The organism is Streptomyces mutabilis, from assembly GCF_014649815.1.
In the GTDB taxonomy this organism is placed as follows: domain Bacteria; phylum Actinomycetota; class Actinomycetes; order Streptomycetales; family Streptomycetaceae; genus Streptomyces; species Streptomyces mutabilis.
Genome location: NZ_BMTT01000006.1, coordinates 155,494 through 169,123 on the forward strand (window position 1 = coordinate 155,494; position 13,630 = coordinate 169,123).

A 13,630-nucleotide genomic window follows, 5' to 3' on the forward strand; every position below is an offset into this window, starting at 1 on the left:
GCGTACGCGCCGCGCCTGAAGCCTGTGAAGCCTGACGGCCACGTGGTGGGACCTCAGCCTATCGAGATCCATTCGCACTCCCGAATCGCGGCACCGGCCACGGGGTTCCGACGGTGGGCGCGAGCCGCCGGGGGACACAGGGACCTTACTCTTGCCGCCATGCGACACGGCTTCATCCCGGGCTCCCACGGGCGCGTCCGGCCCCTCAGTCTCCTCGGCGACCCCGTCCTGCACGCTCCCTGCGAGGAGGTGAGGGCCTTCGGTCCGGAACTCGCGGCGCTCGTGGAGGACTTGTTCGCCACGATGTACGCCGCCCGCGGTGTGGGTCTGGCCGCCAACCAGATCGGCGAACCGGTCCGGGTCTTCGTGTACGACTGCCCGGACGACGAGGACGAGCGCCACCTCGGGCACGTGGTGAACCCGCGGCTGGTGGAGAGTGGCGGGCCGGTGGTGCGCGGGCCCGAGGGGTGTCTGTCGCTGCCGGGGCTCGAGGCCGGGACCGAGCGCCACGACGAGGCGGTCGTGGCGGGTCTCACGGTGGCCGGGGAGCCGGTCACCGTGCGCGGCACGGGGTTCTTCGCACGGTGTCTCCAGCACGAGTGCGACCATCTGGAGGGCGGTTCGTACGTCGACCGCCTCACGGGGTGGCGCAGGCGCCGGGTGCTGCGGCAGGCGGCCCGGGCGTCCTGGAGCCGTACCGGTACGCCGGAGCGGGCGAGGGACCGGGGCTAGGGGGGCGTCGTTCGGATCATGCAGCGGACGGGGGTCCGGCACGCACGTCTGCCGCGTTGTGGTCGGTTGCCGGGGCTCCGTCCCGGCGCCCTCCTCCGCCTTGCAGCCGCACGCACGGGACCCCGCTCACCGGCGTTGATCAGCCACGTTCCTTCCCTGCGACAGGATCCGAACGACAGCCCCTAGAACCCTGGGCCGCCGGCCTTGTCCCCGGCCTCGGCGAGCCGGCCCCAGAGCAGGTCGGCCAGGCTGCGGACCAGGTCCGCCCGGGAACACGGGCGTTCGCCCAGCCACCAGTCCCCGGCGGCGTGCATCATGCCGACGATCCCGTGGCCCCAGACGCGGGCCAGCTGCTGGGTGCCGGGCCCCACGTCCAGGCGCTCCTCGATGACCTGGGCCAGCTCCTCGCCCATGCGGCGCAGCAGCGGTGCCGAGTGCTTGCCGACGTCGAAGCCGGACTCGGCCTGGTCGCCCGGCGCGGTGCTGCCCTCGGCCGGATGCATCAGGAAGCGGTACACCTGCGGGCGTGCCTCGATGGCCGCCAGATAGGTGTCCAGGGTGGACTCGACGCGCCTGCGCCGCTCCGCCGGGGCGTCCAGGGCGGCCCGCAGCGAGGACAGGAGCGCGTCGGTGTGCCGTTGCGCGAGGGCGGCGTAGAGTCCGCCCTTGTCGCCGAAGTGCCGGTAGAGGATGGGCTTGGTGATGCCGGCCTCGGCGGCGATGGCGTTCATCGAGGCCTGTGGGCCGTCGCGCAGCACCACCCGGTCGGCGGCCTCCAGAAGCTCGCGCCGTCTGCGGTCGGCGGACCGCTGCTGATCGGTCCGCTGTGTGGTGTCCATGTGCTCTCCCCACCCGTGCTCGTTCGGTGACGCCTGCGCAAACTAACACCCACGGGACGTGGGACATCGAACGGGAGGGCGACGGGTTCTCGGGAGTTGACTTTCACTACCCGTCGGTAACAGACTCGGGTTACCGCAAGTAACATGCACGTGCGTCACTGGAGGGGACATGGCCGAGTTCACCATGGAGCTGAGCGACGAACAGAAGGAGGTCCGGGACTGGCTGCACGGCTTCGCGGCCGACGTCATCCGCCCCGCGGCCGCCGAATGGGACGAGCGTGAGGAGACTCCCTGGCCGGTCATCCAGGAGGCCGCCAAGGTCGGCATCTACTCCCTCGACTTCTACGCCCAGCAGTACTTCGACCCCACCGGCCTCGGCATCCCCATGGCGATGGAGGAGCTGTTCTGGGGCGACGCCGGCATCGCCCTGTCCATCGTCGGTACCGGCCTCGCCGCCGTCGGCGTCCTCGCCAACGGTACCGAGGAGCAGATCGGCACCTGGATCCCCCAGATGTACGGCGACGCGAGTGACGTGAAGGTCGCCGCCTTCTGCTCCTCCGAGCCCGACGCCGGCTCCGACGTGGCCTCCATGCGCACGCGTGCCGTGTACGACGAGGCCAAGGACGAGTGGGTCCTCAATGGGACGAAGACGTGGGCTACGAACGGCGGCATCGCCAACGTCCACGTCGTCGTCGCGGTCGTCGACCCGGACCTCGGCTCCAAGGGCCACGCCTCCTTCATCATCCCGCCGGGCACCCCCGGCTGCTCCCAGGGCCAGAAGTTCAAGAAGCACGGCATCCGCGCCTCGCACACCGCCGAGGTCGTCCTGGACGGCGTGCGCGTACCCGGCTCCTGCCTGCTCGGTGGCAAGGAGAAGCTGGACGAGCGCCTCGCCCGTGCCCGCGAGAAGGCGAAGCAGGGCGGTGAGCGCGTGAAGAACGCCGCGATGGCCACCTTCGAGGCGTCCCGCCCCGCCGTCGGCGCCATGGCGGTGGGTACCGCCCGCGCGGCGTACGAGGTCGCCCTCGACTACGCGACCACGCGTGAGCAGTTCGGCCGCCCGATCATCGACAACCAGGGCGTCGCCTTCCAGCTCGCCGACATGCGCACGCAGATCGACGCCGCCCGCCTCCTGGTGTGGCGCGCCTCCTGGATGGCCGTCAACGGCAAGCCGTTCACGGCGGCCGAGGGCTCGATGTCCAAGCTGTTCGCCAGCGAGACGGCCAAGAAGGTCACCGCCCAGGCGATCCAGATCCTCGGCGGCAACGGCTACACCCGCGAGTACCCGGTGGAGCGCATGCACCGCGACGCCGCGATCTACACCATCTTCGAGGGCACGAGCGAGATCCAGCGCCTGGTGATCGCCCGCACCCTGTCGGGCATGCCCATCCGCTGAGGCGGCGGCGGCCCACGGGACGACCCGGCGGTGCGGACGGCACCGCCGGGTTACCCGCGCCCCGCTCCCGGGGAAGGGTCGTGCGTGACCGACGCGACGGAATACGCGATGACCCGCACGGCCCGGGAACTGCTGGAGACGACCACCAGGGAACTCGCCCCCGACCCGGGGTCCAATCCCCTGGTCCCCCTGATCACCCGCGGCGAGGCCGACCGGTCCACCCTCGCCGCGCTCGCCCTGGAACAGCGCTGGGTGATCCCGGCGGACCGCCGCGCCTTCCTGCACCTGGCGGAACGGGCCGGCCCGGAGCCGGCCGCGTACTTCACCGCCCTGGCCGAGGGCGAGGCCCTGGCGGCGGAGCACCTGGAGGCGTTCGCGGCCGCGTGCGGGGTGGACGAGGCCCGGGCGGACGCGTACGACCCCCTGCCGGGCTGCCAGTCCTACCCCGCGTACGTCGCCTGGCTGGCCCTCAACGCGGAGCCGGCCGACGTCGTCCTCGCCGTCTCCGCCAACTTCTCGGCCTGGGGCGGCTACTGCGCCGCCATCGCCAAGGCCCTGCGCACCCACTACGCCTTCACCGACGAGGCCTGTGCCTTCTTCGACTTCTTCGCCGCGCCGGCCCCGGCTCTGGACCGTACGGCCACGGCGGCGGTCGAGGAGGCCCTGGGCGCGGGCCGCCTCGACGAGGACCGCGCACGCCGCTACGGCCGGCTGCTGCAGAGCTATGAGGCGCTGTTCTGGGCGACGCTGTGCCACCCCGCCCAGCCGGTCAGGCGGGGGTGAGCCGCTTCCAGACCTGGGCGCCGGTGCCGTTGCACTCGTGGATCTGGACCTCGACGCCGTTGGTGAAGTTCGCGTAGGGCACGTCCAGGCACGCGCCGGACCGGGGGTTGGTGAAGGCGGCCGGGGTGGGCTGGTCGTAGCGCCACTCCTGGGCCCCCGTGCCGTTGCAGGTGTAGATCTGCACCTTGGTGCCGTTCGCCGTGCCCCCGTCGGCCACATCCAGGCACTTGCCCGAGTTCGGGTTCACCAGGGTGCCCTCGGACGTGGCCCTCCAGGTCTGGCCCAGGGAGCCGTTGCAGTCCCACAGCTGCACCCTCGTGGCGTCCTCCTTGCCGGCGCCGCTCACGTCCAGGCAGTGCTCGCCGCCGTCGGGGCTGTAGGTGAATTCCGCGGGCGCCGGGCCGGTCACGGTGAACGCGCACCAGGCGGCCCAGGCGGACGGGCCTTCGGGACCCTCGGCGCGGATCCGCCACTGGTAGTCACCCGGGTCGAACGTGCTGGCGGGGATCTGGAGTGCCCACCCGTGGCCCGCTCCCGTGTCGACCTGGAAGGTGCGGAACGGCTGCTCGCCGAGGCGCGCGAGCTCTATCGTCCCGTCCAGGCCGGGCTGGGCTTCCAGGCCCCTGACCGAGGCGGCGAACGTCGGTGAGGAACCGTTGGTGGTGCTGAACGTCGGCGGGGTCTCGGCGCCGCACTGCTGGAAGCCCGCGTAGGGGGCGGTGGAGATCCGCAGTGCCTCGGGGACGTCGGGGGTGGCGGCCCACGCGGTGCTGGGAAGGCCGAGAGCGAGGAGGGCGGCGGCCAGGCCCGCGGCCGCGGCGACCACGGAACGAATCCGTCTCAATTGACTACTCCGTCACAAGTCGATCAGTCGGTCGTTCAGGAGTCAAACACCGCCCCGAGTCCCCTGTCAGCCCTTCCGGTGCCGGCGTAAGGATTACGTCACATCCCCGTTCCCGCCGGCCGGGGCTGCCGTCGGGCGGGCCTACGGGGTGCCGCCGCTGCTGTGCGCGATGCACGCCACGTCGATCCGGTCGGCGAGCTTCGCGAGCTCGATGGTCAGCGCGGCCACCGTGTCCTCGTCGAGCCCGTCCTCCCCCGCCTCGACGAGCCGGACCCACCGCCCGCCCACCGTACGCAGCAGCTTGCTGACATCGGCGGCGGCCACCTGCAGGGTCCCGCGGGCGTCGACGATCAGAGGCAGGGTCACTTCGCGGTTCACAGTCGGGATCGTAGTCGCGCGGGCATCACGCACCCTGCCAAACCGTCGTGATGTTGCAGAACTCGCGGATTCCGTGCCCGGACAGCTCACGCCCGTACCCCGACCGCTTGACCCCGCCGAAGGGGAACGCCGGATGGGACGCCGTCATCCCGTTCACGTACACGCTTCCCGCCTCCAGGTCCCGTACGAACCGGTCGACCTCGGCCTCGTCGCGGGTCCAGACGTTGGAACTCAGCCCGAAGTCGGTGTCGTTGGCGATCAGGACCGCCTCGTCGACGTCCGCCGCGCGGTAGAGCGTGGCGACCGGGCCGAAGGCCTCCTCGCGGTGGATGCGCATCTCCCGGCCGATGCCGGCCAGGACGGTCGGCGGGTAGAACCAGCCGGGCCCGTCGGGACGCTCGCCGCCGCACAGCACGGTGGCGCCCGCGCGGACGGCGTCGCCGACCAGCTCCTCCAGGTCGTCCCGGCCCCGTTCGCTGGAGAGCGGGCCGACGTCGGTCTCCTCGTCCATCGGGTCACCGACCTTCAGCGCCCTCATGCCCGCGACAAAGCGTTCGGCGAAGGCGTCGTAGACGTCCGTGTGCACGATGAACCGCTTGGCGGCGATGCAGGACTGCCCCGCGTTCTGCGTCCGCGCGGTGACCGCGGTCCCGGCGGCCCGGTCCAGGTCGGCGGAGGGCATGACCACGTACGGGTCGCTGCCGCCCAGTTCCAGCACCGTCTTCTTGATCATCTCCCCGGAGGTGGAGGCGACCGCGCGGCCCGCGGGCTCGCTCCCGGTGAGGGTGGCCGCCTTCACCCGTTCGTCCCGCAGGATGTCGTCGACCGCGGCGGAGCCGATGAGCAGGGTCTGGAAGCAGCCCTCGGTGAAGCCCGCGCGGTGGAAGAGGTCCTCGAGGTACAGGGCGGTCTGCGGCACGTTCGAGGCGTGCTTGAGCAGTCCCACGTTGCCCGCCATCAGCGCGGGCGCGGCGAACCGCACCACCTGCCACAGCGGGAAGTTCCACGGCATCACCGCGAGCACGGGGCCGAGCGGCCGGTAGCGGACCAGGGCCCGGGAGGCGCCGGAGTCCTTCACATCGGACTCGGCCGGCTCCTCGTCGGCGAGCAGCTCCGCCGCGTGGTCGGCGTACCAGCGCATCGCCTTGACACACTTCGCTGCCTCCGCGCGGGCCTGCTTGACCGGCTTGCCCATCTCCGTGGTGATGACCTTGCCGATCTCGTCCTGGTCCGCCTCCAGGAGGTCGGCGGCGCGGTGCATGAGCCGGGACCGCTCGTCGAACGCCGTCGTGCGGTAGGTACGGAAAGTCGCCTCCGCGAGCTGGAGCCGGCGCTCGATCTCCTCCTCGCCCATGGCCTCGTACGTCCTGAGCGTCTCGCCGTTCGCCGGGTTCACCGTCGCGATGGGCATGGCCGACCTCCCTGGGTGCGCGTTCGTGCTTCGACCTTGGCGCGCGGTGGGGGGCGCCGCAACGCGGACGGGTCCCGTCGCCGCCGGTCGACTCTCGTCAGTGCGAGTGCTCAGCCAGCCGGTCGAGAAACGCGGCCTGCGCCTTGACGATCACCTCGCGCGCCCGGTCCACCGCGAACCACGCCACCCGGTCCAGCTCCGGGAACTCCTCGATCCGTCCCGACCGCGGCGGCCACTCCATGCGGAAGGTGCCGGGGACGACCTTCGCCGGGTCGAGGTCGGCCTCGACGGCCCACGCCGTGACCACCTTGCCGCCCGCCTGCCGCACCTCGCCGAGCGGTACGGCATCACCCTCGGGCGGCGGCAGCCCCAGCTCCTCCTCGAACTCGCGCCGGGCCGCCTCCCACGCGGGCTCCGCCGGGTCGTACTCGCCCTTCGGGATCGTCCACGCCCCCGCGTCGCCCCGGGCGTGGAAGGGGCCGCCCATGTGACCGAGCAGCACCTCGGTGCCCGCGGCGCCGGGCCGGTGCAGCAGCAGGCCCGCGCTGCGCCTCACGGGGCCACTCCGGGATGGGCGGCGAGCAGCGCGTCCACCGTGTCCGCGTCCTCGGGGCGCTTGTCGTCGCGGTAGCGGAGCACGCGGGCGAAGCGGAGGGTGACGCCGGCCGGGTAGCGGGTGGAGCGCTGGAGGCCGTCGTAGGCGATCTCGACGACGAGTTCGGGGCGTACGGTCACGCCCCAGGGGTGCTCCTGGACGGCCAGTTCCTGGAGCCGTTCGGTCTGCCAGGCCAGCAGCGCGTCGGTCATGCCCTTGAAGGTCTTGCCGAGCATGGCGAAGGAGCCGTCGGCGGTGCGGGCGCCCAGGTGGAGGTTGGAGAGCTTGCCGGTACGGCGGCCGTGGCCCCACTCGGCGGCCAGGACGACCAGGTCGAGGGTGTGGACGGGCTTCACCTTCAGCCAGGACGCGCCACGCCGGCCCGCGCTGTAGGCGGCGTCGAGCCCCTTGACCACGACGCCCTCGTGGCCGCGAGCCAGCGTCTCGGCCTGGAACTCCTCGGCGGCCCGCACCTCCTCCGGCCCCTTCACCACGGTGCGCCGCACCCGCGTCGGCTCGGGCACCAGCCGGGCCAGCTCCGCGTGCCGCTCGGTCAGCGGCAGGTCGAGCAGGTCGCGGCCGTCGACGGAGAGCGCGTCGAAGAACACGACGGAGACGGGCACCGTCCGCGCCGCCGTGGCGACGTCCGTGCGGGAGCCGACCCGCCCGGCGGTCTCCTGGAAGGACCGGGGGCGTCCGTCCGCGTCGAAGGAGATCACCTCGCCGTCGAGGACGAAACGCTCGCCGGGCAGTTCGAGGGCCGCCGCTCTCACCTCGGGCAGCCGGTCGGTGATGTCGTCGAGGGTGCGGGTGTAGAGCCGCACCGAGTCGCCGTCCCGGTGCACCTGGACGCGGATGCCGTCCAGCTTCTCCTCGACCGCGCAGGCGCCCAGCTTGCCGACCGCCTCGGCGACCGACGACGCGCTGTGCGCCAGCATCGGCAGGACCGGGCGGCCCACGGTGAGCCGGAACCGGTCCAGGGCGCCGGGCCCTTCGGCGAGCAGGGCCTCGGCCACCGTCTGCAGCGAACCGGCCAGCATCACCGCGCGCCGTACGTCGGCGGGTGGCGCTCCGGTCGCCGCGGCCAGGCCCTCGACGGCCGCCGCGTCCAGGGCACCCTGCCGGATCTCACCGGTGAGCAGCCCGATCAGGAAGCGCTGCTCGTCCTCGGTGGCCGCGCCCATCAGCTCGCCGACGAGCCGTGTCCGCTCGGCCTGCGAGCCGGCGCCGGACACGGCGCCGAGCCGGGTGAGCCGGGCGTCCACGTCGCGCACCGTCAGGGTCGGCTCGGCGGCCGGGGGGACCGGGCGGCTCAGCACCTTCCAGCCGACGCCGATCCGGCCCTGGGGGAGCCGTCCCGCGAGGTAGGGGATGACGACCGGCACGTCGTCCGGTTCCGTGTGCCGGAACAGTTCCGCGAGCAGGGCGGTCTTCCGGGACCGCGCCGAGGTGGCGGCGACCTCCCGGGACACCTGGGCCAACCGGACGAGCAGCATGCAGTCAGAGTGCACCGGGGAGGGCCGGAACACACCTGCGGACGGCCCCGAGCTCCCCGCCGGATGGCTGTGCGGGGCAGACCCGCCGGGGCCTCCGTCCACGGATGCTTCCTCCGCGATGCTCCCCCGACGCCCCTAGTCCCCGACGCCCCTACTCCGCGACGGCCGCGTCCAGGTCCGACATGATCAGGTCGCCGACGACGGCCGATGCCGCGCGGTAGCCGCCGCTCGCCGCGTGGACGACCTGCTCGGCGAAGCCCATCGCGTTGCCGGCGGTCCACACGCCGGGCACGGAGGTCCGGCCCGTCGGGTCCACCACGGGGTAGGCCCCGACCGGGGTCTCCCGCAGCTCGGCGCCGAGCCGCTCCATCAGGCCGGTCTGCGGTACGGCCTTCGGCGCGACGAACACCACCGAGCGGCCGTGGACCGTGCCGTCCGCCAGCCGCACTCCGGTGAGCCGGTCGTTCTCGGTCCGCAGGTCGGCGACCTCGCCGGGCACCACCTGGACTCCGGCCGCGGCGAGCCGGCGCAGGTCGTCGTCGGACAGTTCATCCTCGGCGACGGTGTGCAGGAAGAGGGTCACGTCGTCGGACCAGCCGGACACCATCAGCGCCTGGTGCACGCTCATCGGGCTCGTGGCGAGGACGCCGAAGCGCTCGTCGCGCACCTCCCAGCCGTGGCAGAACGGGCAGTGCAGCACGTCCCGGCCGAACCGCTCGGCGACGCCGGGGACCGGAGGCAGTTCGTCCTTGAGCCCGGTGGTGACGATCAGCCGATGTGCGCGCACGGTCCGCCCGCCGGCCAGCGACACGGTGAAGTCGGCGTCCCGCGTCACGTCCACCGCCCGGTCGCGGACGAGCTCGACGCCGTACCGCGCGATCTCCTGTCGGCCCAGCGCCAGGAACTCCGCCGGTGCCATCCCGTCCCGGGTCAGGAAACCCTGCATGTGGTCCGAGGGCGCGTTGCGCGGCTCACCGGCGTCGACGACCAGGGCGCGCAGCCGCGAGCGGCCCAGGACGAGCGCGGCGGACAGTCCGGCCGCGCCCCCGCCCACGACGACGACGTCGTACCGGTCGTTGTCGGTGGACTCATTGTTGCGGTCCTTGTTACGGGTCACGGTGACCACCTCCACGGACAAGGTCGCTCGACATCGCGGGATTGACAAACGAACTTGCCGGTTCTGCAATAAGTGCATGACTGCAGACGATGTTCTCGCCGGTGTCGGACCCAGGCTCCGACAGGTGCGCAAGGAACGGGAGGTGACCTTGGCGGCGCTGTCCGAGACGACCGGCATCTCGGTGAGCACCCTGTCGCGACTGGAGTCGGGACTGCGCAAGCCGAGCCTCGAACTCCTGCTGCCGATCGCCCAGGCCCACCAGGTGCCGCTGGACGAGCTGGTCGGTGCCCCGCCGGTCGGCGACCCGAGGGTGCGGGCCAAGCCGATCGTCCGCCACGGCCGCACCCACTGGCCCCTCACCCGCCAGCCGGGCGGACTGCAGGCGTTCAAGGTGCTGGTGCCGCAGCGCAAGGAGGAGCCGGAACCGCGGACCCATGAGGGCTACGAGTGGCTGTACGTCCTCTCAGGCCGGCTGCGGCTGGTCCTCGGCGACCACGACGTGGTGCTGTCGGCGGGGGAGGCCGCGGAGTTCGACACCAGGGTCCCGCACTGGTTCGGGTCGACGGGGGAGGGGCCGGTGGAGTTCCTGAGCCTGTTCGGTCCGCAGGGGGAGCGGATGCACGTACGGGCGCGTCCCGCGCAGGTGTGACCCGCGAGGGCGCGATCCGGGCGGACGCCCCCCGCGAGGCCGTGGCTGCGACTCCTCACGAGCTGTTCCCTGATTGGCAAGCGACCGCTTAGTATGTGGAGGATCCGGTCGGACGACGCAGTCGGTGGAGGCCCCGCATGCAGGCATGGCAGGTGCACGAGAACGGCGAGCCGGGCGAGGTGATGCGCCTCGCGGACGTGGCGCCACCGACCCCCGGCGAGGGCCAGGTCCTGCTGAGGGTCCGCGCCGCGAACATCAACTTCCCGGACGCGCTGCTGTGCCGGGGCCAGTACCAGGTCAGGCCGCCGCTGCCGTTCACGCCGGGCGTGGAGATCTGCGGCGAGACCGAGGACGGCCGGCGCGTGATCGCCAACCCGGCGCTGCCGCACGGCGGCTTCGCCGAGTACGCGCTCGCGGACGCCCGCGCCCTGCTGCCCGCGCCGGACGCCCTGGACGACGCCGAGGCCGCCGCCCTGCACATCGGCTACCAGACAGGCTGGTTCGGTCTGCACCGCCGGGCCCGGCTGGAGGCCGGCGAGACGCTGCTCGTCCACGCCGCCGCCGGAGGGGTCGGCAGCGCGGCCGTGCAGCTCGGCAAGGCCGCCGGCGCCACCGTCATCGGTGTCGTCGGCGGCTCCGACAAGGCGGCCGTCGCCCGCGAGCTGGGCTGCGACGTGGTCGTCGACCGGCACGCCGAGGACGTCATCGCGGCCGTCAAGGAGGCGACCGGCGGCCGGGGTGCCGACGTGATCTACGACCCGGTGGGCGGCCAGGCCTACGCCCAGTCCGCCAAGGTCGTCGCCTTCGAGGGCCGGATCGTCGTCGTCGGCTTCGCGAGCGGCACGATCCCCAGCCCCGCGCTGAACCACGCCCTGGTGAAGAACTACGCGATCCTCGGCCTGCACTGGGGCCTGTACAACACCAAGAACCCGAAGCTGGTCCAGCACTGCCACGAGCAGCTCACCGAACTGGCCGTGCGGGGCGCGATCAAGCCGCTGGTGAGCGAGCGGGTGCCGCTCTCCGGCGCCGCCGACGCCGTGCAGCGCGTCGCCGACGGCAGGACGACCGGCCGCGTGGCCGTCGTACCGGAGAACCTGGAGAAGGGAGCCGCCGCATGACCGACGCAGCGGAACTGCGCCGCCTCACCGAGGAACTGCTGGCCGCTCATCCGCCGGCCACCACCGACCGCCTCGACTTCCTGAGGGCCCGATTCGACGCCGGCCTCGCCTGGGTGCACTACCCGCAGGGCCTCGGCGGGCTGGGCGCCCCACGCTCCCTCCAGGCCGTCGTCGACGCCGAACTGGACGCCGCCGGCGCCCCCGACAACGACCCGCGGCGCATCGGTATCGGCCTCGGCATGGCCGCCCCGACCGTTCTCCAGTACGGCACCGAGGAGCAGAAGCGCCGCCTGCTGCGCCCGCTGTGGACCGGCGAGGAGGTCTGGTGCCAGCTGTTCAGCGAGCCCGGCGCCGGGTCCGACCTGGCCGCGCTCGGCACGCGGGCCGTCCGGGACGGCGAGGAGTGGGTGGTCAACGGGCAGAAGGTGTGGACGTCCAGCGCGCACCTCGCCCGCTGGGCCATCCTCATCGCCCGCACCGACCCGGACCTGCCCAAGCACAAGGGCATCACCTACTTCGTGTGCGACATGACCGACCCCGGCGTCGAGGTCCGGCCGCTGCGCCAGGTCACCGGCGAGGCCGAGTTCAACGAGGTCTTCCTCACCGACGTACGCATCCCCGACTCCATGCGCCTGGGCGAGGTCGGGGACGGCTGGCGGGTCGCGCAGACCACGCTGAACAACGAGCGCGTCGCCATCGGCGGTTCCGCGATCCCCCGCGAGGGCGGCATGATCGGCAAAATCGCCGCGACCTGGCGCGAACGCCCCGAACTGCGCACCCACGACCTGCACCAGCGGCTGCTCGGCCTGTGGGTCGAGGCCGAGGTGGCCCGGCTCACCGGCGTGCGGCTGCGCCAGCAACTGGTGGCCGGCCAGCCGGGCCCGGAGGGTGCCGGCATGAAGCTGAACTTCGCCCGGCTCAACCAGGAGATCAGCGGCCTGGAGGTCGAACTCCTCGGCGAGGAGGGCCTGCTCTACGACGACTGGACCATGCGCCGCCCCGAACTGGTGGACTTCACCGGCCGTGACGCCGGATACCGCTACCTCCGGTCCAAGGGCAACAGCATCGAGGGCGGGACCAGCGAGGTCCTGCTGAACATCGTCGCCGAGCGCGTACTGGGCCTGCCCGCCGAGCCGCGCACCGACAAGGACGTCGCATGGAAGGACCTCGCCCGATGAGCGCACAGCCGGATCTGCTCTACTCGGAGGAGGAAGAGGCGCTGCGCGCCGCCGTCCGGGACCTGCTCACCGATCACTGCGACCCGGCCGGCGTCATCGCCCGCACCGAGTCGGAGACCCCGCACGACGTACCCCTGTGGAAGACGCTCGCCGGCTCGATGGGCCTGGCCGGTCTGCTGATCCCCGAGTCGCTGGGCGGCCAGGGCGCCACCCACCGGGAAGCGGCCGTCGTACTGGAGGAACTGGGCCGCTCGGTCGCCCCGGTGCCCTACCTGACCAGCGCGGTCGTCGCCACCGAGGCGCTGCTGGCCTGCGGAGCCGACGACCTGCTCACCGAGTCGGCCTCCGCCACGACCGTCGCCGCACTGGCCGTCGGACTGCACGTCGCCCCGGGCGCCACCGTCCCGCACGTCCGGCTCGAGGACGGCGCGCTGCACGGCGAGTTGACCGGGATCGCGGACGCGGCGGTCGCCGACGTACTGCTGGTACCGGCGGACGACGGGGGCCTGTACGCGGTCCGCGCCGTCGACGCGACCGTCACCCCGCAGGTGTCCCTGGACCTGACCCGGCCGGTGGCCCGCGTGTCCCTCGACGGCGCGACCGGGCACCGGCTGGGCGAGAGCGGCCCCGCCGTGCGACGCGCCCTGCGGGCCGGTGCCGGCCTGCTCGCCTCGGAGCAACTGGGGCTCGCCGACTGGCTGCTGACCGAAACGGTCCGCTACCTCAAGGAACGCAAGCAGTTCAACCGGCAGGTCGGCGGATTCCAGGCCCTCAAGCACCGGTTCGCCCGGCTGTGGCTGGAGGTCGCGGGCCTGCGCGCCGCCGCCCGCAACGCAGCCGACGCCCTCGCGACCGGCAGGGACACCGACGTGGCGGTCGCCGTGGCCCAGGCGTACGCGGCCCGGGTCGCCGTGCACGCCGCCGAGGAGGCCCTGCAACTGCACGGCGGCATCGGCATGACGTGGGAGCACCCGGTCCACCTGTACCTGAAGCGGGCCAAGGCCGACTCGATCGCGTACGGCACGCCGGGCACCCACCAGGAGGCGCTGGCCGAGTCGGTGGACCTGCGCGCACCCTGACGTCCGGCCGTTCTG

The 13,630-nt window shown here is 72.8% G+C and carries 14 protein-coding genes; 7 read left to right on the forward strand and 7 right to left on the reverse strand.

The features are described from left to right. Window positions 1-159 precede the first annotated feature (159 nt). A complete protein-coding gene (gene def, locus IE142_RS15595; protein ID WP_191886327.1) occupies window positions 160-732 on the forward strand; it encodes a peptide deformylase in 573 nt (190 codons plus the stop codon). Between the two features lie 182 nt (window positions 733-914). Here def and IE142_RS15600 read toward each other — a convergent pair whose 3' ends face one another. Further along, entirely contained in the window at window positions 915-1,571 is a 657-nt protein-coding gene (locus IE142_RS15600) for a TetR/AcrR family transcriptional regulator (RefSeq protein ID WP_191886328.1), read from the reverse strand. 169 nt (window positions 1,572-1,740) lie between these two features. On the opposite strand from IE142_RS15600, the gene IE142_RS15605 reads away from it, so the two are divergent. Beyond that, the gene (locus IE142_RS15605; protein ID WP_191886329.1) at window positions 1,741-2,967 is read left to right on the forward strand and encodes an acyl-CoA dehydrogenase family protein; all 1,227 of its coding nucleotides are present in this window, start codon (window positions 1,741-1,743) and stop codon (window positions 2,965-2,967) included. Between the two features lie 108 nt (window positions 2,968-3,075). Further along, on the forward strand, window positions 3,076-3,750 hold the full coding sequence (locus IE142_RS15610) for a transcriptional regulator (protein ID WP_191886478.1): 675 nt from the start codon (window positions 3,076-3,078) through the stop codon (window positions 3,748-3,750). Here the strand turns inward: IE142_RS15610 and IE142_RS15615 are convergent. From IE142_RS15615 to IE142_RS15640, 6 genes are all read right to left on the reverse strand, one after another. Then, window positions 3,737-4,594: an RICIN domain-containing protein gene (locus IE142_RS15615; protein WP_229830536.1), complete on the reverse strand. Its 858-nt coding sequence runs from the start codon at window positions 4,592-4,594 to the stop codon at window positions 3,737-3,739. The genes IE142_RS15610 and IE142_RS15615 overlap by 14 nt on opposite strands. Window positions 4,595-4,735: 141 nt before the next feature. Then, on the reverse strand, window positions 4,736-4,972 hold the full coding sequence (locus IE142_RS15620) for a DUF6213 family protein (protein ID WP_191886330.1): 237 nt from the start codon (window positions 4,970-4,972) through the stop codon (window positions 4,736-4,738). A gap of 25 nt (window positions 4,973-4,997) precedes the next feature. Continuing rightward, entirely contained in the window at window positions 4,998-6,383 is a 1,386-nt protein-coding gene (locus IE142_RS15625; protein WP_191886331.1) for an NADP-dependent succinic semialdehyde dehydrogenase, read from the reverse strand. A 97-nt stretch (window positions 6,384-6,480) separates the two neighbouring features. Continuing rightward, window positions 6,481-6,939, reverse strand: a complete 459-nt coding sequence (locus IE142_RS15630) for an NUDIX hydrolase (protein WP_191886332.1) — start codon at window positions 6,937-6,939, stop codon at window positions 6,481-6,483. Beyond that, a complete protein-coding gene (locus IE142_RS15635; protein ID WP_191886333.1) occupies window positions 6,936-8,474 on the reverse strand; it encodes an ATP-dependent DNA ligase in 1,539 nt (512 codons plus the stop codon). Before IE142_RS15635 ends, IE142_RS15630 begins: the two co-directional genes overlap by 4 nt. Before the next feature lie 151 nt (window positions 8,475-8,625). Next, window positions 8,626-9,606 (reverse strand): NAD(P)/FAD-dependent oxidoreductase, encoded by a 981-nt coding sequence (locus tag IE142_RS15640; protein WP_191886480.1) that lies wholly within the window; start codon window positions 9,604-9,606, stop codon window positions 8,626-8,628. 61 nt (window positions 9,607-9,667) lie between these two features. Here IE142_RS15640 and IE142_RS15645 point away from each other — a divergent pair, with 61 nt between their 5' ends. The 4 genes from IE142_RS15645 to IE142_RS15660 all read left to right on the forward strand — a co-directional run bounded on the left by IE142_RS15645 (window position 9,668) and on the right by IE142_RS15660 (window position 13,615). Next, window positions 9,668-10,240: a helix-turn-helix domain-containing protein gene (locus IE142_RS15645; RefSeq protein WP_191886334.1), complete on the forward strand. Its 573-nt coding sequence runs from the start codon at window positions 9,668-9,670 to the stop codon at window positions 10,238-10,240. 137 nt (window positions 10,241-10,377) lie between these two features. Further along, window positions 10,378-11,358: an NADPH:quinone oxidoreductase family protein gene (locus IE142_RS15650; protein WP_191886335.1), complete on the forward strand. Its 981-nt coding sequence runs from the start codon at window positions 10,378-10,380 to the stop codon at window positions 11,356-11,358. Further along, window positions 11,355-12,536, forward strand: a complete 1,182-nt coding sequence (locus tag IE142_RS15655) for an acyl-CoA dehydrogenase family protein (RefSeq protein WP_191886336.1) — start codon at window positions 11,355-11,357, stop codon at window positions 12,534-12,536. Before IE142_RS15650 ends, IE142_RS15655 begins: the two co-directional genes overlap by 4 nt. Continuing rightward, a complete protein-coding gene (locus IE142_RS15660; RefSeq protein ID WP_191886337.1) occupies window positions 12,533-13,615 on the forward strand; it encodes an acyl-CoA dehydrogenase family protein in 1,083 nt (360 codons plus the stop codon). Before IE142_RS15655 ends, IE142_RS15660 begins: the two co-directional genes overlap by 4 nt. The last annotated feature ends 15 nt before the right edge of the window (window positions 13,616-13,630 follow it).

Excerpts from the sequence above, each read along its gene's own strand:
- def (WP_191886327.1), top strand. The coding sequence starts at position 160 with ATGCGACACGGCTTCATCCCGGGCTCCCACGGGCGCGTCCGGCCCCTC.
- IE142_RS15600 (WP_191886328.1), bottom strand. The coding sequence starts at position 1,571 with ATGGACACCACACAGCGGACCGATCAGCAGCGGTCCGCCGACCGCAGA.
- IE142_RS15605 (WP_191886329.1), top strand. The coding sequence starts at position 1,741 with ATGGCCGAGTTCACCATGGAGCTGAGCGACGAACAGAAGGAGGTCCGG.
- IE142_RS15610 (WP_191886478.1), top strand. The coding sequence starts at position 3,076 with ATGACCCGCACGGCCCGGGAACTGCTGGAGACGACCACCAGGGAACTC.
- IE142_RS15625 (WP_191886331.1), bottom strand. The coding sequence starts at position 6,383 with ATGCCCATCGCGACGGTGAACCCGGCGAACGGCGAGACGCTCAGGACG.
- IE142_RS15635 (WP_191886333.1), bottom strand. The coding sequence starts at position 8,474 with ATGCTGCTCGTCCGGTTGGCCCAGGTGTCCCGGGAGGTCGCCGCCACC.
- IE142_RS15645 (WP_191886334.1), top strand. The coding sequence starts at position 9,668 with ATGACTGCAGACGATGTTCTCGCCGGTGTCGGACCCAGGCTCCGACAG.
- IE142_RS15650 (WP_191886335.1), top strand. The coding sequence starts at position 10,378 with ATGCAGGCATGGCAGGTGCACGAGAACGGCGAGCCGGGCGAGGTGATG.
- IE142_RS15655 (WP_191886336.1), top strand. The coding sequence starts at position 11,355 with ATGACCGACGCAGCGGAACTGCGCCGCCTCACCGAGGAACTGCTGGCC.
- IE142_RS15660 (WP_191886337.1), top strand. The coding sequence starts at position 12,533 with ATGAGCGCACAGCCGGATCTGCTCTACTCGGAGGAGGAAGAGGCGCTG.